This is a genomic window from Pseudomonas sp. Hz4, assembly GCF_054898165.1.
Map to the genome: position 1 here is coordinate 5,809,950 of NZ_CM142719.1, position 19,136 is coordinate 5,829,085.

Below are 19,136 nucleotides of genomic sequence, written 5' to 3' on the forward strand. Positions count from 1 at the left end.
CGTCAGATCGGGCCTCATCGCGAGCAAGCTCGCTCCCACAGGAGAACGCGGTCAACTGTGGGAGCGAGCTTGCTCGCGATGGGGCCATAAGCGTTTTAGAGGGTTTTAGCCGAAGCCGGATTGATCATCCGCGCCAACCCAAGGTTCTTCAGCGCCAATTGCAGCGAGCTGTGGATAACTTGCGGATTGTCGATGGTCATCAGCTCGGCCAGCAATTCCTTGGCCTTGCTCAGGTTGATCTGACGCAGCATCCACTTCACTTTCGGCAAGTTGGTGGCGTTCATCGACAGGCTGTCGAAACCCATCGCCATCAACAGCACCGCCGCCGCCGGATCGCCGGCCATCTCACCGCAGATACTCACTGGCTTGCCTTCGGCATGAGCGTCACGCACCACGCTCTGAAGGGCTTGCAGCACCGCTGGGTGCAGGTAGTCGTAGAGGTCGGCTACACGCGGGTTGTTTCGGTCCACCGCCAACAGGTACTGGGTCAGGTCGTTGGAGCCGACCGACAGGAAGTCCACTAGCCGCGCCAGTTCCTTGGTCTGATAAACCGCCGCCGGAATTTCGATCATCACGCCGATTGGCGGCATCGGCACATCGCAGCCTTCGTCGCGGACTTCACCCCAGGCCCGGTGAATCAGGTGCAGGGCTTCTTCCAGCTCGTGGGTGCCGGAGATCATCGGCAGCAGAATCCGCAGGTTATTCAGGCCTTCGCTGGCCTTGAGCATGGCGCGAGTCTGGACCAGAAAGATTTCCGGGTGGTCGAGCGTGACGCGAATACCGCGCCAGCCGAGGAACGGGTTGTCTTCCTTGATCGGGAAATACGACAGCGACTTGTCACCGCCGATGTCCAGGCTGCGCATGGTCACGGGCTGCGGGTGGAACGCGGCGAGTTGTTCGCGATAGATCGCCAGCTGCTCTTTTTCGCTCGGGAAGCGCTGGTTGATCATGAACGGCACTTCGGTGCGGTACAGACCGACGCCTTCAGCGCCACGCTTCTGCGCCCGTGCCACATCCGCCAGCAGACCGGTGTTGACCCACAGCGGCATGCGGTGACCATCGAGGGTCACGCACGGCAAGTCCCGCAGCTTATCCAGACCGAGGGACAGTTGTTTCTCTTCCTCGACCACCTCGGCGAACTGCTTGCGCAGCACTTCGCTGGGGTTGGTGTAGACCTCGCCGTGGTAGCCGTCGACGATCATCTGGATGCCGTCGACCTTGGAATACGGCAGGTCGACCAGGCCCATGACCGTCGGGATACCCATGGCGCGAGCCAGGATCGCGACGTGGGAGTTGCCGGAACCGAGGACTGACACCAGGCCCACCAGCTTGCCTTCCGGCACCTCGCCGAGCATCGCCGGCGTCAGTTCTTCGCTGATCAGAATGGTGTTGTCGGGGTAGACCAGGGTCTGCTGGCGTTCTTCCTGCAAGTAAGCCAGCAAGCGCCGACCGAGGTCCTTGACGTCGGAGGCGCGCTCACGCAGGTAGGCGTCGTCCATCAATTCGAAACGGTTGACGTGTTCGGTGACCACCTGACGCAATGCGCCCTGGGCCCACTGGCCGGTCTTGATCACGGTGGTGATCTCGCTGCCGAGCGAGGCATCGTCGAGCATCATCAGATAGACGTCGAACAGCGCGCGCTCTTCGGGACGCAACTGGTTCGCCAGCTTGGCGGACAAGGCGCGCATGTCGGCGCGCACGCCTTCGATGGCGGTCTTGAACAGCCCAAGTTCTGCGGCAATGTCGGTGATGGTTTTGTCGGGCACCACATCCAGATCGGCCGGCGGCAGCATGACCACCGCGGTACCGACCGCCGCACCCGGCGAACCCGGTACGCCGACGAACTTGGCTTCCTGGATGCCCTTGCCCTGACGGCCCAGCCCCCGGATCGAACCGGTGGCTTCGGCGTGGGCGATAACGCCGGCGAGCTGTGCGCTCATGGTCACGAGGAAGGCTTCTTCACCTTCATCGAACTGACGACGTTCTTTTTGCTGAATGACCAACACGCCGACGACGCGGCGGTGGTGAATGATCGGCGCCCCGAGGAACGAGGCGTAGCGTTCTTCACCGGTCTCGGCGAAGTAGCGGTAGCGCGGGTGATCCGCGGCGTTTTCGAGATTCAGGGGTTCTTCACGCGTGCCGACCAGGCCGACCAGACCTTCGTTGGGTGCCATGCTGACTTTGCCGATCGAGCGCTTGTTCAAGCCCTCGGTGGCCATCAGCACGAAGCGGTTGGTCTCAGGGTCAAGCAGGTAGACCGAGCAGACCTGGCTGCCCATGGCCTCTTTGACGCGCAACACAATAATCCCCAACGCCGCCTTGAGATCCTTGGCGGAGTTAACTTCCTGGACGATCTTGCGCAGCGTATTGAGCATGGCTCGGGGTCGAACTCCGTCGTCAGTCGCGCGTTAAAAGGCGCGGGGCAAGCTCTTTGAGAGCGCGTCGATACACCTCGCGCTTGAATGTCACCACCTGACCCAACGGATACCAATAGCTGACCCAGCGCCAGCCATCGAATTCCGGTTTACCGGTCAAATCCATCCGCACCCGCTGCTCGTTGGAGACCAGGCGCAGGAGAAACCATTTCTGTTTCTGGCCAATGCACAGCGGTTGGCTGTGTGTCCTGACCAGACGTTGCGGCAAACGATAGCGCAACCAGCCCCGGGTGCAGGCGAGAATTTCAACATCTTCGCGCTCAAGACCCACTTCTTCGTTCAACTCGCGGTACAAGGCGTCTTCCGGCGTCTCCTGGGGGTTGATCCCGCCCTGTGGAAACTGCCAGGCATCTTGATTGATACGGCGAGCCCATAGCACCTGCCCGGCATCATTCGTGAGAATGATCCCGACATTGGGGCGGAAACCATCGGGGTCGATCACGGCAACAACCTCGCAAACGCATGTCGGCGCATTGTTCCACAAAGGTTGTGATAGCAGCAACGAGCCGGCCTACCTTATGTGCACTCTTGTGAAAAGTCCGTATTCTGGACGCCTTTCTACAGACTTTTCAGCGAGTAACTGCAATGCGGCTGGCTTTATTCGACTTGGACAACACGCTCTTGGGCGGTGACAGTGACCACGCCTGGGGGGATTACCTGTGCGAACGCGGCTTCCTCGACGCCGTCGCCTACAAGGCGCGCAACGACGAGTTCTATCAGGATTACCTGGCCGGCAAGCTGGATAACGACGCCTACCTGAACTTCTGCCTGGAAGTGCTCGGCCGCACTGAAATGGCCACGCTGGATCAATGGCATCTGGATTACATGCGCGATTGCATTGAGCCGATTGTGTTGCCCAAGGCTATCGAACTGCTGGCCAAGCACCGTGCGGCCGGCGACAAACTGGTGATCATCACCGCCACCAACCGCTTTGTTACCGGACCGATTGCCGAGCGCTTGGGCGTTGAAACCCTGATCGCCACCGAATGTGAAATGGCTGATGGCCGCTACACCGGGCGCAGCACCGACGTGCCGTGCTTTCGTGAAGGCAAGGTGACGCGGCTGAACCGTTGGCTGGAAGAGACAGGGTATTCGTTGGAGGACAGCTATTTCTACAGCGACTCGATGAATGATTTGCCGTTGCTGGAGCAGGTGGCGCATCCGATCGCTGTCGATCCGGACCCGAATCTGCGCGCTGAAGCCGAGAAGCGTGGCTGGCCGGTGATGTCGTTGCGCGACTGAAATTGCCTTCGCGAGCAAGCTCGCTCCCACAGGGGATTTGCATCAATCACACATCCAATGTGGGAGCGAGCTTGCTCGCGATGGGGCCAACGAGGTCCAACGCCTTAAACCGGCTTGGCGCCCATCAACCCCGCAATCGCGATGAAACAGACGAAGCTGAACAGTGCGAGGGCAAAGGTGAACTTGCCGTTTCCACCAGGCGCCTTGCGCAACTTGTTAAGCCGCACCAGCAACCAGAACCAGCCCAACGCCGCGACGGTGTAAAGCACACTGGAGGCCAGCAACCAGGTCTGCCCCAGCGGCCAGCCCACCAGATGCACCATCCACCAGCCGGTAAACGGCATGCTCAGCAGCGCCAGCCCCATCACCAGCCAGATAAACACTCGTGGCCGTTGCAACGTGCGCGTGTGAGCCGTCGCATCACCGTTACGGCGCGTACGCCAGACCCAAATCGCCAGACCCAACGCGCTGATCAACAGCAGCACTGTTGCCACGATGTGAGCCATTTTCAGGGCGGTTAACGTTTCCATTGTTCGATCTCCTTATGGCTTGCCCATCAGCGTAGCCGCTCAGCCGAGAAACAACTGATAGGCCGGGTTGTCGCTTTCGTCCCAGTATGGGTAGCCGATTTCTTCCAGCGCAGCGGGCACCAGATGGCGTTCATCGTGAGGCACTTGCAGGCCCGCGACCACACGGCCATCCGCCGCGCCATGGTTGCGGTAGTGGAACATCGAGATGTTCCAGCGCCCGCCGAGCTTGTTGAGGAAGTTGAACAGCGCGCCCGGACGCTCCGGGAACTCGAAGCGCAGAATCACTTCATCGACCACGTGAGCCGCACGCCCGCCGACCATGTGGCGGATGTGCAGCTTGGCAAGTTCGTTGTCGGTCAGATCGAGCACCGGAAAACCCTGCTCGGTCAGGCTGGCAAGCAGCGCACTGCGCGGATCACTTTCCGGATGCGTCTGCACGCCAACGAAAATGTGCGCTTCGCTGCCCGTGTTGTAGCGGTAATTGAATTCGGTGATCTGGCGCTTGCCGATGGCTTCGCAGAACGCCTTGAAGCTGCCCGGTTTCTCGGGGATGGTCACGGCGATGATGGCCTCGCGACCTTCGCCCAGCTCGGCGCGTTCAGCGACGTGGCGCAGGCGGTCGAAGTTGACGTTGGCACCCGAATCGATGGCCACAAAAGTGTGACCGGTGACGCCGCGTTGCTCGACGTACTTCTTGATACCGGCCACGCCTAAAGCGCCGGCAGGTTCGGTGATCGAGCGGGTATCGTCGTAGATGTCCTTGATCGCCGCACAGATCTCATCAGTGCTGACGGTGATCACTTCATCAACATAGTCTTTGCAGATATCGAAGGTGTGCTGACCAATCTGCGCCACTGCGACGCCGTCGGCGAAGAGGCCTACGGTCGGCAAGATCACCCGCTCGCCAGCGGCCATCGCAGCTTGCAGGCAGTTGGAATCATCCGGCTCGACGCCGATGATTTTGATTTCCGGGCGCAGGTACTTCACGTACGCCGCGATCCCGGCAATCAGCCCGCCACCGCCCACCGGGACAAAAATCGCATCCAGACGCCCAGGGTGCTGACGCAGAATCTCCATCGCCACCGTACCCTGCCCGGCAATGGTGTGGGGATCGTCGTACGGATGGATGTAGACGTAGCCTTTTTCGTCGACCAGTTTCAGCGAGTAGGCCAGGGCTTCCGGGAACGAATCCCCGTGCAGCACCACTTTGCCGCCGCGCGAGCGCACGCCTTCGACTTTGATTTCCGGGGTGGTCTTGGGCATGACGATGGTCGCTTTCACGCCCAACACCTTTGCCGCCAGGGCCAGGCCTTGCGCGTGGTTGCCCGCCGACGCGGTCACGACACCGCGAGCGCGCTCTTCATCGCTCAGCTGGGTCAGCTTGTTGTAGGCGCCGCGAATCTTGAACGAGAACACGGGCTGCAAGTCTTCGCGCTTGAGCCAAATATGATTGCCCAGCCGCTCGGAGAGCTGGCGGGCAGTTTGCAATGGGGTTTCTACGGCAACGTCATAAACGCGCGAGGTGAGGATCTTTTTGACGTACTGTTCGAGCATCGGAAAGCATCACTGAGCGGGTTGGGCAGGGCCAAGGAGTCTAACCCGGCTTTTGCCTGAGCGACCACACGAATCAAGAGGTTTTAGCCCGGCATGGAGCTATAATGCCGGCCTTTCCGTTCTCCCCTTGCCCGCTTCGGAGCCCGCATGACCCAGGATCAACTCAAACAGGCAGTGGCTCAGGCCGCCGTCGACTTCATCCTCCCGAAACTCGACGACAAGAGCATTGTCGGGGTCGGCACCGGCTCCACCGCCAATTGCTTCATCGACGCACTGGCCCGGCACAAGGGCGCATTCGACGGCGCGGTTGCCAGCTCCGAAGCCACCGCCGCCCGCCTCAAGGGCCACGGCATCCCGGTGTATGAGCTGAACACCGTCAGCGACCTGGAGTTTTACGTCGACGGCGCCGATGAAAGTGACGAGCACCTGAACCTGATCAAGGGCGGCGGCGCAGCCCTGACCCGCGAGAAAATTGTGGCGGCCGTGGCCAAGACCTTCATCTGCATCGCCGACGCCAGCAAACTGGTGCCGGTGCTCGGGGCGTTCCCGCTGCCGGTCGAAGTCATCCCGATGGCCCGCAGCCACGTGGCCCGCGAGCTGGTGAAGCTCGGCGGCGACCCGGTCTACCGTGAAGGCGTGCTGACCGACAACGGCAACATCATCCTCGACGTGTTCAACATGCAGATCACCAACCCGGTGGAGCTGGAGACGCAGATCAACGCCATCGTCGGCGTGGTCACCAACGGTTTGTTCGCGGCACGTCCCGCGGACCTGTTGCTGCTGGGCACCAGCGAAGGCGTCAAGACCCTGCGCGCAAAGTAAGCCGTACACAAAACCTGTGGGAGCGAGCTTGCTCGCGATGGCGTCTTAACATTCAACATGGATGTTGGCTGTTAGATTGCTATCGCGAGCAAGCTCGCTCCCACAGTGTTTTGTGGTGTTATTTAGGGTTGTGCAGGTTTTTTGAAGACATAGAACAGGTTCGGCTCGCTCACCAGGTACATCGTACCGTCGTCATCCATGGCGATCCCCTCCGCTTGCGGCACCGTCTTCTGCAACCCCTGACGGCCCTTGCTCAGTGACAGGGTGCTCAGCGGACGCCCGTTTACATCCAGCTCCAGAATCAGCCGCGACTCATCCGACAACGCCAGCAAATGGCCGCTGCGCTCGTCGTATTGCAGGCTCGACAGGTCCGTCACGAACATCCCGGCATCGCGCTTGGGGTTGTTCACCACGTGCACCGCGTAGGATTTTTCCGGGTTGTAATGCGCAAAGCCCTGCACTTCATAGATCAGCATCGGGTCGCGTTCCTTGGCGACAAACAACCGCTTGCCCACCGAGTCGTAAGCCAGACCTTCGAAGCCCTTATTGCTGCTCATGTGCACGCCAAGGGTCATCTGCTCCGCATCCGCTGCGTCGAGAAACGTCGTGTCCTTCTCCAGATGGATCTTGATCAGCCGCTGCTCGCGCTCGTCAGTGATCACGTACGTGTCGGCGCTGATGAACTCCACGGCTTCCGGATCGCCAAACCCGACCAGCGCAATGCGGCGGATAACCTGACCGTCCAGAGACAGCTCGATCAGCTCAGAGTTTTTGTTGGTGACGGTGAACAGGCTTTTGCGCACTGGATCGAAGGTCAACGCCGAAACATCGTCATCCAGCCCTTCAATGACTCGCGCCTCGACCGTCACCTGATAGTGATCCAGAGCGATGGACTGATCGTTCGTCGGCTGCCAGAGCGTGTGCAGATTGAACCAGCCGCGCTCGAACAGGCGCAAGTACTGGCCGACCGCAATCAGCGCGATCAAGGCAATCACTGACAGGATCAAAATCAGGGGTTTGGGACGGGCAAGTCGGCGCATTCAGGCAAGCTCGAGAACAGAACAGGCGGATGAAATACCACGCCAGCCTGAATTGAAGCTTAATGGCCAGTGGCCGCGCAGGTTTACCCCAACAAGCGACCGCGCGCCACCCTCACGACGGTCTTATTTCTGTTTTTCGAAACGGTAGAACAGGTTCGGTTCGCTCACCATGTACAGCGTACCCGCATCGTCCATGGTCACGCCCTCGGCGCGAGGGATGGTTTTCTTCAGACCATTGAAGCCGCCCAGCAAAGTCATGAAGCTGACCTGCTCGCCCTTCTCGTCCAGCTCCAGCAGCAAGTGGGAGTCGGCGGACAACACCAGGGTATGACCGGTGCGCGGGTCGATGGCCAGGGCCGAGAGGTTGCGGATGTCCAGTTCGTCATTGGCGAGTTTCTGCTTGTCGCCGGTGAGTGTTTGGCCATCGTAGCTTTTCCAGGTGAACAACACCGGTGGACGCTCTTCACCCAACAACATTTGCTGATTGCGCAAGTCCCAGACGATGGCTTCGAAGGCCTTGTTCTGGTCTTTCGAAGGGCCGAGGTCGTATTTCGGGAAGTTGGCGATATTCAGCTCGCGGGTGTCGGCGTCAACCTTGACGATGGAGAGCATGTGCTCGCGCTCATCGACGATGGCCAGCAGGCCGTTGCCCATCACGGTCACACCTTCCGGGTTGCTCCAGCCCACCAGCGGCATTTTGCGCAGCACGTCGCCCTGCAAGGTCAGCTCGACCAGGAACGGGTGCTTGCCCATCACCGAGAACAGGGTTTTGGACTGCGGATCGTAGGCCAGGTCGGACGCTTCGTCCTTTTCCATCCCCGGCAATGGTTTGGCATCGATCACCGCCCGATAATCCGGTAGCCAGATGCTCTCCTGACGTTCGGCCGGGCTTTCGAAACGCTCCAGCACCCAGAGCACACCGCGGTCATCCCAATGCATGGCGAACGCGAGGCCATATGCGGCAGCGACCACCAGCAAAAGCCAGGAATACCAACGCATGACAAAGCGCGCGCGGTGGGCAGTTTTAAGTTTGGGCAGTGGTTGGGTGACCATCGAGGGATGCGTTCCAGAAATTCAGGCTATGGGTAATAGCACAATTGGGACCGGCTCAGACGCCGCAAGTCCCGGAATTATCCGGACGTGATGTGAAAAAAACGGCAAATGGCGCGATTGCCCTACACAGTGATCGTTCCCACCAGAGCGTGGGAACGATCATTTGGCGTGGACTAGCGGACGCTGCTGGTGAAGCTGCTGGCGCCTGGCAATTCCAGCACCAGTTCATCACCGACATTCAGCGGACCGACGCCAACCGGCGTACCCGTCAGGATCACGTCACCGGCCTGCAGCGAGAAGCAGCCGGCCATGTGCTGGATCATCGGCACGATCGGGTTGAGCATCGCGCTGCTGTTGCCGTCCTGGCGGACTTCACCATTGATGGTCAGGCGGATGCCGATGTCGGTCAGGTCAGCGAACGTGCTGCCGGACACGAAGGGCGCAATCACCGCCGCACCGTCGAAGGACTTGGCGATTTCCCACGGCAGGCCCTTGGATTTCAGCTCGGCCTGCTTGTCGCGCAGCGTCAGGTCCAGAGCCGGAGCGAAGCCGGAGATAGCATCGAGTACTTCTTCATGGTTTGGCTTGGTCGACAATGGCTTGCCGATCAACACCGCGATTTCCGCTTCGTAATGCACCGAGCCACGTTCGGTCGGAATGCTGAAACCGCCTTCCAGCGGCACTACGCAACTGCCCGGCTTAATGAACAACAGCGGTTCTGTAGGCACCGGGTTGTCCAGTTCCTTGGCGTGTTCGGCGTAGTTGCGGCCGATGCACACCACCTTCCCGAGCGGAAAGTGAATACGCGTACCGTCGACATACTGGTGCTGATAGCTCATTACCGACTCCTGTTTCGTAGCTCTTAAATTCAAAAGTCAAACAGCGAAAATCTTGCCCGGGTTCATGATGCCGTTCGGGTCGAACACCGCTTTGACGGCTTTCATGTACTCGATCTCAATCGGCGAGCGGCTATAGGTCAAGTAGTCACGCTTGGTCATGCCCACGCCGTGTTCGGCGGAAATCGAGCCGTTGTACTTCTCGACGGTTTCGAACACCCACTTGTTGACGGTCACGCACTTGGCAAAGAACTCGTCCTTGCTCAGGTTTTCCGGCTTGAGGATGTTCAAGTGCAGGTTGCCGTCGCCGATGTGGCCGAACCAGACGATTTCGAAATCGGGGTAGTGTTCGCCGACGATCGCGTCGATTTCCTTCAGGAACGCCGGGACTTTCGACACAGTGACCGAAATGTCGTTCTTGTACGGCGTCCAGTGCGAGATGGTCTCGGAGATGTATTCGCGCAGCTTCCAGAGGTTCTGCAGCTGGGTTTCGCTCTGGCTCATCACGCCGTCCAGCACCCAGCCCTGCTCGACGCAGTGCTCGAAGGTTTCCAGGGCGTGGTTGGCCACTTCTTCGGTGGTCGCTTCAAATTCCAGCAGCGCGTAGAACGGGCAATCGGTTTCAAACGCCGCCGGCACGTCGCCGCGAGCCATCACCTTGGCCAACGCTTTGTCGGAGAAGAATTCGAAGGCGGTCAGGTCGAGCTTGCTCTGGAACGCGTGCAACACCGGCATAATCGAGTCGAAATCGGCCGTGCCGAGGACCATGGCGGTGAGGTTTTTCGGCGCGCGGTCCAGTCGCATGGTGGCTTCGACCACAAAACCGAGGGTGCCTTCAGCGCCAATGAACAACTGACGCAGGTCGTAGCCGGTAGCGTTTTTGATCAGGTCTTTGTTCAGTTCCAGCAAATCGCCTTTGCCGGTCACTACTTTCATGCCCGCTACCCAATTGCGGGTCATGCCGTAGCGAATGACCTTGATCCCGCCGGCATTGGTGCCGATATTGCCGCCGATCTGGCTGGAACCTGCCGAAGCGAAGTCCACCGGGTAGTAAAGGCCTTTTTCTTCGGCGACGTTCTGCAGGTGTTCGGTGACCACGCCTGGCTGGCAGACCGCTGTGCGGTCGGTCAGGTTCACGTCGAGGATCTGGTTCATGTAGTCGAAGGACACGACGATTTCGCCATTGGCCGCCACGGCAGCAGCGGACAGACCGGTGCGACCGCCGGACGGCACCAGCGCAACGTTGTGCTCATTGGCCCAACGAACAATGGCCTGAACCTGTTCGGTGGTCTTGGGGAACACGATGGCGGTTGGGGCCGGGGCGAAATGCTTGGTCCAATCCTTACCGTAAGCATTCAGGGAGTCGGCATCGGTCAGCACCTTGCCAGGCTCAACCAGGGTCTTCAGCTCTTCAATCAGGGCAGGATTGGTCATCGACAGAACTCTCGAACAATTCATGGTCATCCTGAGAACGCTTCACGTCGCAGGAATGAGTGTTTAGCGGGGTGCATATGCTAGCATACCGACCCCGCAGCATAGTGCCCAACGGCTGTTCTGCGGCGACGGCCTTCTTGTCGTCCGGGTCAGCGTTCTGTGCCCTGCCTTATACGTACGTTCCTCTTTTGACGAGTGGCTGTTGTCGTCAAGCAAGGCGCCGCGACGAGCCATAGCCCGCTATGGCGAGGAGCGGCAACGCAGCATGACGGCAACAGACGCCGTCAAAAAGGAACAGTACGTGTAAGGCAGGGCACCCTGACTATTTCCTGCCATTTTTCTCCGGGATACAGGTTTACGCAGATGAGCAAGACTTCTCTCGATAAGAGCAAGATCAAGTTCCTTCTTCTCGAAGGCGTCCACCAATCGGCTGTCGACGTCCTCAAGTCGGCGGGCTACACCAGCATCGAGTACCTTACAGGTTCTCTGCCGGAAGCCCAGCTGAAGGAAAAGATCGCTGATGCGCACTTCATCGGCATTCGCTCGCGCACTCAACTGACCGAAGAAATCTTCGATCAGGCGAAGAAACTGGTGGCTGTCGGCTGTTTCTGCATCGGCACCAACCAGGTCGACCTCAACGCGGCTCGCGAACGCGGCATCGCGGTGTTCAACGCACCGTACTCCAACACGCGTTCCGTAGCGGAGCTGGTGCTGGCCGAAGCGATCCTGTTGTTGCGCGGCATTCCTGAGAAGAACGCTTCCTGCCACCGTGGCGGCTGGATCAAGAGCGCGGCCAATTCCTTCGAAATCCGCGGCAAGAAGTTGGGTATCGTTGGTTACGGTTCGATTGGCACGCAATTGTCGGTCCTGGCTGAAGGCTTGGGCATGCAGGTGTATTTCTACGACACCGTGACCAAGCTGCCATTGGGCAACGCAACGCAAGTTGCCAGCCTGACCGAGCTGCTGGGCATGTCCGACATCGTCACCCTGCACGTTCCGGAAACCGCTGCGACCCAGTGGATGATCGGCGAGAAGGAAATCCGCGCGATCAAGAAGGGCGGCATCCTGATCAACGCTGCTCGCGGCACCGTGGTCGAGCTGGACGCCCTGGCGGACGCGATCAAGGACAAGCATTTGATCGGCGCGGCCATCGACGTATTCCCGGTGGAGCCTCGCTCCAACGATGAAGAGTTCGCAAGCCCGCTGCGTGGCTTGGACAACGTGATCCTGACCCCGCACATCGGCGGTTCCACCGCTGAAGCGCAAGCCAACATCGGTCTGGAGGTGGCAGAGAAGCTGGTCAAGTACAGCGACAACGGTACGTCGGTATCGTCGGTGAACTTCCCGGAAGTAGCGCTGCCGGCTCACCCTGGCAAGCACCGTCTGCTGCACATCCACGAGAACATTCCGGGTGTGATGAGCGAGATCAACAAGGTCTTCGCCGAAAACGGCATCAACATTTCCGGTCAGTTCCTGCAGACCAACGAGAAAGTCGGCTACGTCGTGATCGACGTCGACGCCGAATACTCGGACCTCGCGCAAGAGAAACTGCAGCACATCAACGGCACCATTCGTTGCCGCGTGTTGTTCTGATAGCGACTTGAGCGACAAAAAAGGGAGACCCTCGGGTCTCCCTTTTTCATGCGCGCGACAACGTCACTTGACGTTGACGGTGATTTTTTTCGAAACGATTGGCGGATCGAACGGCAGGTGACCGCTGTCGCCCAGTTCGAGCTGCAAAGTATGCTTGCCTGGCGGCAGCTTGATGGTGGCCTCGGTTTGCGCCTTACCAAAATGCATATGGCTGGCATCCGTCGGAATCGGTTGCCCTGCAGCAGGCAGCTCTTTAACGTCAATCAGCAAGTGATGGTGGCCGGTATTTTTGGTGACATCGCCCGCCGGGGCCAATGAGATGTCCTTGACGCCAAATTTAACCTTGAATTCCTGTGGCACCGTGGCCCCGTCTTCCGGGGAAACAATGAACGCTTCTGCCCCCTCGGGAGCCGGCGTTGCAGCCGTCGCCAACATCGAAGCACCCAGCAACAGGCCAGCCAATGCTGCACGTGACATAAAGGTTTTCATTCTCTTCTCCAGTTTTTTCGTAAAATCCGCGTGTCCATGACAACTTCACGGCCATTCGTTGTCGAAAGCTTTCGACAACCATAGCAAAGCGAGCCTGAACCAGAGCATCGCGATAATGAATTCAAAGGAGTGACCATGCGTTTTTTGCCTGGCCTGATCTGCCTGCTACCCCTTTTGAGCCCTTTGGCTCATGCCGAACTGATTGACGATGTAAACGACCGTGGCGAATTGCGCATCGCTCTTGAGGCTAATACACCGCCGTTCAATTTCAAGGACGATGGCAATCTAACGGGCTTCGAGGTCGAATTGGGCCAACTGCTGGCCAACGAACTGGATGTACGGGCAGACTTCGTCATTACCGATTCCAGCGATTTGCTGCAAGGTGTTGAGACCGGCAAGTACGACGTCGCCATCAATCACATAGCAGTGACCCCGGACCTCAAGGATCGTTTCGACTTCAGCGAACCTTACAGCTACACCCATGCGCAATTGATCGCGCAGAAGGAAGAGCAACCGCGCTCGATGCTGCTAGTGCAAGCCTTGACGGAAGAGAAGCCGAAAGTCGGCCCGCCCGTGAGCCTGGCGATTCCGTTTCAGAAGGGTAACCCGGCGTTTCATGCCAGCCTGGAAAACGCGCTGCAGCGGATCAAGGCGGATGGACGACTGGAGGCGTTGTCGCAAAAGTGGTTGGGGGCGGATACGAGTGTGCCGCCCAAACCGTGATCTCAGGCTGACGACTACCCCTGTGGGCGCGAGCTTGCTCGCGATGGGGCCATACCAGCCAACATTGATGTTGAATGTTAGCCCGCTATCGCGAGCAAGCTCGCTCCCACAGTGGTTTTGTGTAGGGCGTTAATTCAGGGTTGCCAAGGCTGCCACCGCTTTTGGCAACTCCAACTCACTGAAGACTTGAACGCCATGGCGCTTGAGCAACGCCGCCGTCACCCCTTCACCACTCACCTTCACACCACTAAACGTCCCGTCATAGGTCAACAAGTTCCCGCAAGACGGGCTGTTGGCCTTGAGCACGGCGATCCTGATGCCGTGCTTTTGCACCCGTTCCAACGCCTGATAAGCACCCGAGAGAAACTCGGCGCTGACGTCCTCGCCCTCGGTGGTGATCACAGAGGCGTGGCCATCAAGCACTTCACCACCCTGCCCGCCCGGAATCTCCGCCGCTGCCCTCGGCGTCGGCAAGCCACCGGCAACCTCCGGACACAACGGCACCACCCGACCTTCATCAAGCCACTGCTGAAGTTGATCGAAAGGCCCGCTGGCCCCGCCGTCGTAACGTACGCGGTGGCCCAGCAGGCAGCGGCTTACCAGAATTTTCTGCATGATCAGAACGGCTCGTTGCCACGACGCCGGAACCAGCCGGTCAACGACAGGCGATCTCGGGTCGCGGGCAGGACTTCGTGGGGCACCTCGCCCGACAAGAACACCACCAGGCATCCGCCGGTAGGGACCACATCGTATTCGACGCCTTCATCAAGGTACATGCGCAACTGGCCGCCGTGCTCGGGCAGCCAGGCGTCATTGAGGTAAACCACCGCCGACACCGTGCGCCGGTCATCGTCACGAAAGCGGTCGACATGCTTGAGGTAGAAAGCGCCGGGGGGGTACAAGGCGAAATGACTTTCGAAATCTTCCAGGCCCAGAAACAAACCGCGATTCATCGCCTGGCGCAGGCTGTCCATCAATTCCAGATAGCGGTCGCAAGCATCGGCCTGGCCGGGCTCGATCCACTGGATATGGTCGCCGCGAATCCCCTCGCGAATTTCGGTTGTCGGCCCGCGCCCCACGGCGGCCGGGGTCAATTCGCCCTCGGCAGCACGTTTACGGCACTCAGCCGCCAGTTCCAGGGTCAGAGCCTTGGGCAGGAAAATATTCTGCTGCGACCAGCCGTGTTCTGCCAGGTCGTCGACGATACGTAACAGCAGCGGGTGATCAGAGGGTATTGGCATGGCGCGCATAGTATTCCTGTGCCCGAAAATCCGACAGAGCCGCGCAGCAGGTTGATACGAATTCTCGACAAGGACGAATGCCACACGGAGAATAGTCGCCTGCTGACAGGAGTCCCTATGCGCCGTTTGCTTTTCTCAATGCTGATGTTCTGCGTTATGCCCGCTTGGGCAGACGGCCACGACCAGTTGTACAAGGTCGCCGGCTGGCCAGAACAACGCGCGCATTTCAACGACGCTCTCTCGGCCGCTCAGCAGCGGTATCAGAACAGCCTGCCACCGGCCGTTTACCAGGCGTTGGTGAATAACAGCAATCAGCGCTTTGCCCCCCAGGCCGTGGACCAGCGCGCCGAAGCGCAATTGCGCAAGACCCTTGCCGATCCGAAACCCGCGCTGGCGTTCTTTCAATCGCCCTTGGGCAAGAAAATTGTCGCCGCCGAATTGCTCGCGACCCGTCGTGATCAACTGGCAAAAAACGCCAAGGGTTTACCCAAGATCCAGGCCAGCGACAGCCGCCTGTTGATCATCGGCCATCTGGCTCAGGCCCTGCCCGCTCGCGAGGCTGGCGCTGAAGTCAGCCTGGCGATTGCCGGTGTCGCGGCCGACAGCCTCAGTTCGATGATCCCCGGCCTGCTCGGCGGTGGTCAGGCTCAAGGCATGTTGAACGGTCAGCGTCAGCGCTTGATGGACCAGATAGGCAGCGATCTGAACAACACGCTGTTGTATGTCTATCGCGACCTGTCGGATAACGAACTGGAAGAGTTCGCCACGTTTGCCGAGTCTGATGAAGGCAAGGCTTATTATCAGGCAGCGTTGGCGGCGATTCGGGCGGGGTTGGCGGTGGGGCAGGATACTTCCAGTCTTCGGCAGTAATTTTCGGCGTCTTTAGGATCGCTTTCACGCCCTGAGCCTTTCCGTCAACACGGTTTTGCTGTGTCCGGCTCGCTGGTCAACCGTGAGCCGTGCCGGAGCAAGGCTTGTAAATAAACCTTTTCGTCGTACACGGTGCTGCTCTTCCAGCACCGATAAACGATCCGGATCCACTTGAACGCCAGAGCCCTGAGGGCTGCTTGGTAAGAGCTGCCTTTGGCCCTTTGCTGGCGATAATACGCCTCTGCCCACACCGATTGATTGATGCTGTGGGCAGCCCACTCAACAAAGGTCTGGCGCAAAAAAGTTGCGCATTGATAGCGCCAGTGGACGACTTTTTTCTTGCCACTGCGTTCGGTGACCGGGGCAATTCCGGCATATCGCTGCACCGCACTGGCATCCTTGAAGCGATCACGCTGCTCACCAAAGGCGACCATCAACCGTGGGGCAAGCTGTTGTCCCGCGCCGGGCAAGGCCTTGAAGAGTCGGTAGTCGGCCAGGGTGTTGGCAGTTTTTTCGATCTCCCGATCAAAGTCTTTGATCGCCGTGATAACCCCTTTCAGTTGCGAGACCAGGGCCAGCACATACAGCGCTGAAGGACTGACCACGCCTGGATCTTCAGTCAACGGCATGGCTTTGGCGATCAATGCCAAACGCCGCTGATTGAGCTCAGCATGGCGAACATTATGCGCGTGAAGGAACTTCAAAACGCTGGCTGGCCGAGCGTGCTTAAGCACTTCAAATGTCGACCAGCGCGCCAGAAATTCACAAAAAACCAGCGTGTCATGGTCATGAAACAGCTCCAGGGCCAACGGGTAGTACTGTTTGAGCATGCAGACCAGACGGTTGCTGATCTTGACCCGGTCATCGACCAACCCGCGGCGATGTTCGGTCAGGCTGGCGAGCGAACGCATGGCGGAGCTTTGCTGGACCAGTTGAGGAAACCGTTCGGGATGATTCAGCAACAGCTCAAGCGCCCATTGAGCATCCGTTGGATCATCCTTGGCGCCACTGGGGACGAAGGTTTTACGGTGCCGGGCCAAGGTGCTCGGATTGATCGGAAAGATACAAAAAAACTCATATTTTTGCAGAGCCGCTATCAGTGGGCCTTTGTTCAACTCCACGGCGATCGCGATCGGGCCACCGTAACGTTGATGCAGCGACCTGGCCCAGCGATCAATCGACTCGGGCTTGTGGTCGATGACCTCGAAACTCCGCTGAGCCTCTCCAGCTATCTGCAAACAGATGTCGTGCTTGGCGTCTGCCCAATCAATTCCGATATAAGCAGTGAAACTCTGAGACAGGAGCGTTTGCATGGAACACCTCCACAGACGCTAAAGTACATGCAGGGACATGCATGCTTGCGTCCAGCGAAGGCGATATAGAGAGCCGTGTCGGGCTTTCCCTGAGAATTCGTTAGAGGGCGCAAGCGCACCTGTGGACTCGAAGGTGAAAGCGTAATCATCGAGTGCTGCGCGAGCATATTCGTAGCCCGCAGGTGCATGTTCCTTCCTCGCCGACAACCGACTTCCAGCGAATATCAGTATGGAAGAGAAAGGAACGGACTACCTATATCGCGAGCAGGCTCGCGAAGAGGCCCTCACTACCGCTAAAGATTCCGGCCTTTAATTCGCTTGCTCAAAAACCCGAAATACTCCCGCCGCATCGCCAACGTCTCATTCGCCAAATGATGTCGAGCCTGCGGCAACATCAGCACCTGCGGTCGATCGAACTTGCCCCGCAACACCTCAAGGTTATGCTCCCAATCCACGGTCATGTCCGCCTTCCCCTGAACAATCAGCGGCCGCCGCGTGCTGTCCGGTGCGGCTTCGATGCGTTTGATCCAACGCGCCAATGCACCGACCCAAGCGGTCGGCAAACGTAGCGGCTGCAATGGATCGGCTTGCAGGAAGGGCAAAAAATCCGGGTCGTTGGAGTTTTCGTTGAAGCGCCGGGCGATGGCTTTGACGAAAGGCTTGAGCAGGTAATAGCTGAGCTGCGACCACCCCCAGGCCCGCGGTCTCACCAGCGGTGACAACAGGATTACCTGACCCTGGGCCGGACTGCTGGCGCCTTGATTGAGCACATGATCGATCACGATCGCGCCGCCAGTGCTTTGCCCGCACAGGTGCCACGGCTGCGGCAGATCAAGGGACAACGCCTCGGCGAACAATCCTTGCAGCGTGTCCTGATACTCGGCGAAATCCTTGATGCTCGCCCGTTCACCACTGGACAGCCCATGCCCCGGCAAGTCGCAGGCAATCACCGCAAAACCCTGGTCCAGCGCCCACTCGATCACATGCCGGTAAAGTCCGGTGTGATCGTAAAAGCCGTGGAACAAAAACAGCGTCGCGTTCGCCCGCTCGGGCCACCAGACCTGGCTGACCACGTCATAATCAGCGACCGCGAAACGCCCAAGGCTACTGCGCACATTGCGCCCCGCAAAATCCAGCCCGTAGAACCGCTGGTAAGCCAGCGCTTCCACCGACAGCGGCTGCCTGTCGGCCAGTGGCCGCAGGCTGGCGCGCAGATGATCGGGGTCGAAAGTGGCAGGCATGAGCAATTCCAAAACGCGAAACGGACTTTATGGACCTGCGATATTCATCTGTCGCGGCAAGCATGGCAAGCTAGCCGACCTTCGAGGATTGAAACCCATGCGTTCGCCCTACCGCGCCACACTGCTTGCCAGCCTGCTCGCCCTCGTGTGTGCCGGCGTGCTGTGGGTTGCTTACGACTGGTTTCAGGCCCGCTACCTGCGAGCGTTCAGCGAGCACACCGCGGTGTTCTCCGGTGACCCGCTGCGCCTGCCCGACAACCTCGCCGGCCCCGGCGCCATCCGCCTCGTGCACTTCTGGGACCCGGCCTGCCCGTGCAATGTCGGCAACCAACAACACCTGAGCGAACTGGTTGAGCACTATGCACCGCAAGGCGTGGAGTTTTATGCGGTACAAAAGCCTGGCAGCCACGGTCAGTTACCGAGCACTTTAAGCCGCCTGAAAAGCATCACCGTCCTCCCAGGTTCCGAACAGATCCCCGCCAGCCCGGCCGTGGCGATCTGGGATCGCAGCGGCAAGCTGGCGTATTTCGGCCCGTACAGCGAAGGCCTGACCTGCAATTCGAGCAACAGCTTTATCGAGCCGATTCTGCAAGCGTTGAACGAAGGGCGCGCGGTGAATGCCACGCACACGCTGGCGGTGGGTTGTTACTGCCCGTGGCCCGTCGACACAACGAAGTAAGGCTGACAGGAGACGCGAATACCTCCTAAGTGCGATGGCCT

General features: G+C 59.2%; 19 protein-coding genes. 6 read left to right on the forward strand and 13 right to left on the reverse strand.

Annotated features, from left to right (window positions below):
• Positions 1 to 95: 95 nt before the first annotated feature.
• Together ptsP and ACYZTR_RS26835 are read right to left on the reverse strand one after the other, a co-directional pair.
• Positions 96 to 2,375, reverse strand: coding sequence for a phosphoenolpyruvate--protein phosphotransferase (ptsP, locus tag ACYZTR_RS26830; RefSeq protein ID WP_461975194.1), 2,280 nt, complete (start codon positions 2,373 to 2,375; stop codon positions 96 to 98).
• Between the two features lie 22 nt (positions 2,376 to 2,397).
• Positions 2,398 to 2,877 carry an RNA pyrophosphohydrolase gene (locus ACYZTR_RS26835; RefSeq protein WP_095083604.1) on the reverse strand — a complete coding sequence of 160 codons (480 nt, stop codon included), beginning with the start codon at positions 2,875 to 2,877 and terminating at the stop codon, positions 2,398 to 2,400.
• Between the two features lie 143 nt (positions 2,878 to 3,020).
• On the opposite strand from ACYZTR_RS26835, the gene ACYZTR_RS26840 reads away from it, so the two are divergent.
• Positions 3,021 to 3,677, forward strand: coding sequence for a histidinol-phosphatase (locus tag ACYZTR_RS26840; protein WP_461975196.1), 657 nt, complete (start codon positions 3,021 to 3,023; stop codon positions 3,675 to 3,677).
• A 104-nt stretch (positions 3,678 to 3,781) separates the two neighbouring features.
• On the opposite strand, the gene ACYZTR_RS26845 is transcribed toward ACYZTR_RS26840, so the two are convergent.
• Entirely contained in the window at positions 3,782 to 4,207 is a 426-nt protein-coding gene (locus ACYZTR_RS26845; protein WP_461975198.1) for a DUF2269 domain-containing protein, read from the reverse strand.
• Between the two features lie 39 nt (positions 4,208 to 4,246).
• On the reverse strand, positions 4,247 to 5,761 hold the full coding sequence (ilvA, locus tag ACYZTR_RS26850; protein ID WP_461975200.1) for a threonine ammonia-lyase, biosynthetic: 1,515 nt from the start codon (positions 5,759 to 5,761) through the stop codon (positions 4,247 to 4,249).
• Between the two features lie 147 nt (positions 5,762 to 5,908).
• On the opposite strand from ilvA, the gene rpiA reads away from it, so the two are divergent.
• Complete coding sequence (rpiA, locus tag ACYZTR_RS26855; RefSeq protein ID WP_461975202.1) at positions 5,909 to 6,583, forward strand: ribose-5-phosphate isomerase RpiA; 675 nt, start codon at positions 5,909 to 5,911, stop codon at positions 6,581 to 6,583.
• Positions 6,584 to 6,705: 122 nt separating this feature from the next.
• Here rpiA and ACYZTR_RS26860 read toward each other — a convergent pair whose 3' ends face one another.
• The 4 genes from ACYZTR_RS26860 to ACYZTR_RS26875 form a co-directional block, all read right to left on the reverse strand.
• On the reverse strand, positions 6,706 to 7,623 hold the full coding sequence (locus ACYZTR_RS26860) for an SdiA-regulated domain-containing protein (RefSeq protein ID WP_461975204.1): 918 nt from the start codon (positions 7,621 to 7,623) through the stop codon (positions 6,706 to 6,708).
• 123 nt (positions 7,624 to 7,746) lie between these two features.
• Entirely contained in the window at positions 7,747 to 8,676 is a 930-nt protein-coding gene (locus ACYZTR_RS26865; protein ID WP_461975206.1) for an SdiA-regulated domain-containing protein, read from the reverse strand.
• A 173-nt stretch (positions 8,677 to 8,849) separates the two neighbouring features.
• Positions 8,850 to 9,515 carry a fumarylacetoacetate hydrolase family protein gene (locus ACYZTR_RS26870; RefSeq protein ID WP_461975208.1) on the reverse strand — a complete coding sequence of 222 codons (666 nt, stop codon included), beginning with the start codon at positions 9,513 to 9,515 and terminating at the stop codon, positions 8,850 to 8,852.
• Positions 9,516 to 9,551: 36 nt separating this feature from the next.
• Positions 9,552 to 10,946, reverse strand: a complete 1,395-nt coding sequence (locus ACYZTR_RS26875) for an FAD-binding oxidoreductase (RefSeq protein WP_461975210.1) — start codon at positions 10,944 to 10,946, stop codon at positions 9,552 to 9,554.
• A 363-nt stretch (positions 10,947 to 11,309) separates the two neighbouring features.
• Here ACYZTR_RS26875 and serA point away from each other — a divergent pair, with 363 nt between their 5' ends.
• The gene (gene serA, locus ACYZTR_RS26880) at positions 11,310 to 12,539 is read left to right on the forward strand and encodes a phosphoglycerate dehydrogenase (RefSeq protein WP_461975212.1); all 1,230 of its coding nucleotides are present in this window, start codon (positions 11,310 to 11,312) and stop codon (positions 12,537 to 12,539) included.
• Between the two features lie 63 nt (positions 12,540 to 12,602).
• Here serA and ACYZTR_RS26885 read toward each other — a convergent pair whose 3' ends face one another.
• A complete protein-coding gene (locus ACYZTR_RS26885) occupies positions 12,603 to 13,028 on the reverse strand; it encodes a DUF4399 domain-containing protein (protein ID WP_461975214.1) in 426 nt (141 codons plus the stop codon).
• A gap of 135 nt (positions 13,029 to 13,163) precedes the next feature.
• On the opposite strand from ACYZTR_RS26885, the gene ACYZTR_RS26890 reads away from it, so the two are divergent.
• Complete coding sequence (locus tag ACYZTR_RS26890) at positions 13,164 to 13,751, forward strand: transporter substrate-binding domain-containing protein (RefSeq protein ID WP_461975216.1); 588 nt, start codon at positions 13,164 to 13,166, stop codon at positions 13,749 to 13,751.
• A 129-nt stretch (positions 13,752 to 13,880) separates the two neighbouring features.
• On the opposite strand, the gene ACYZTR_RS26895 is transcribed toward ACYZTR_RS26890, so the two are convergent.
• Both ACYZTR_RS26895 and ACYZTR_RS26900 read right to left on the reverse strand, forming a co-directional pair.
• A complete protein-coding gene (locus ACYZTR_RS26895) occupies positions 13,881 to 14,366 on the reverse strand; it encodes a 2-thiouracil desulfurase family protein (RefSeq protein WP_461975218.1) in 486 nt (161 codons plus the stop codon).
• A 2-nt stretch (positions 14,367 to 14,368) separates the two neighbouring features.
• Positions 14,369 to 15,001, reverse strand: a complete 633-nt coding sequence (locus tag ACYZTR_RS26900) for a 2OG-Fe(II) oxygenase (RefSeq protein ID WP_461975220.1) — start codon at positions 14,999 to 15,001, stop codon at positions 14,369 to 14,371.
• A gap of 108 nt (positions 15,002 to 15,109) precedes the next feature.
• On the opposite strand from ACYZTR_RS26900, the gene ACYZTR_RS26905 reads away from it, so the two are divergent.
• The gene (locus ACYZTR_RS26905) at positions 15,110 to 15,862 is read left to right on the forward strand and encodes a DUF2059 domain-containing protein (protein ID WP_461975222.1); all 753 of its coding nucleotides are present in this window, start codon (positions 15,110 to 15,112) and stop codon (positions 15,860 to 15,862) included.
• A 44-nt stretch (positions 15,863 to 15,906) separates the two neighbouring features.
• On the opposite strand, the gene ACYZTR_RS26910 is transcribed toward ACYZTR_RS26905, so the two are convergent.
• Together ACYZTR_RS26910 and bipL are read right to left on the reverse strand one after the other, a co-directional pair.
• Complete coding sequence (locus ACYZTR_RS26910) at positions 15,907 to 17,175, reverse strand: IS110 family RNA-guided transposase (RefSeq protein ID WP_461975224.1); 1,269 nt, start codon at positions 17,173 to 17,175, stop codon at positions 15,907 to 15,909.
• A 293-nt stretch (positions 17,176 to 17,468) separates the two neighbouring features.
• Complete coding sequence (gene bipL, locus ACYZTR_RS26915; protein ID WP_461975226.1) at positions 17,469 to 18,416, reverse strand: phospholipase BipL; 948 nt, start codon at positions 18,414 to 18,416, stop codon at positions 17,469 to 17,471.
• Positions 18,417 to 18,513: 97 nt separating this feature from the next.
• On the opposite strand from bipL, the gene ACYZTR_RS26920 reads away from it, so the two are divergent.
• Positions 18,514 to 19,095, forward strand: a complete 582-nt coding sequence (locus ACYZTR_RS26920) for a DUF6436 domain-containing protein (protein WP_461975228.1) — start codon at positions 18,514 to 18,516, stop codon at positions 19,093 to 19,095.
• The last annotated feature ends 41 nt before the right edge of the window (positions 19,096 to 19,136 follow it).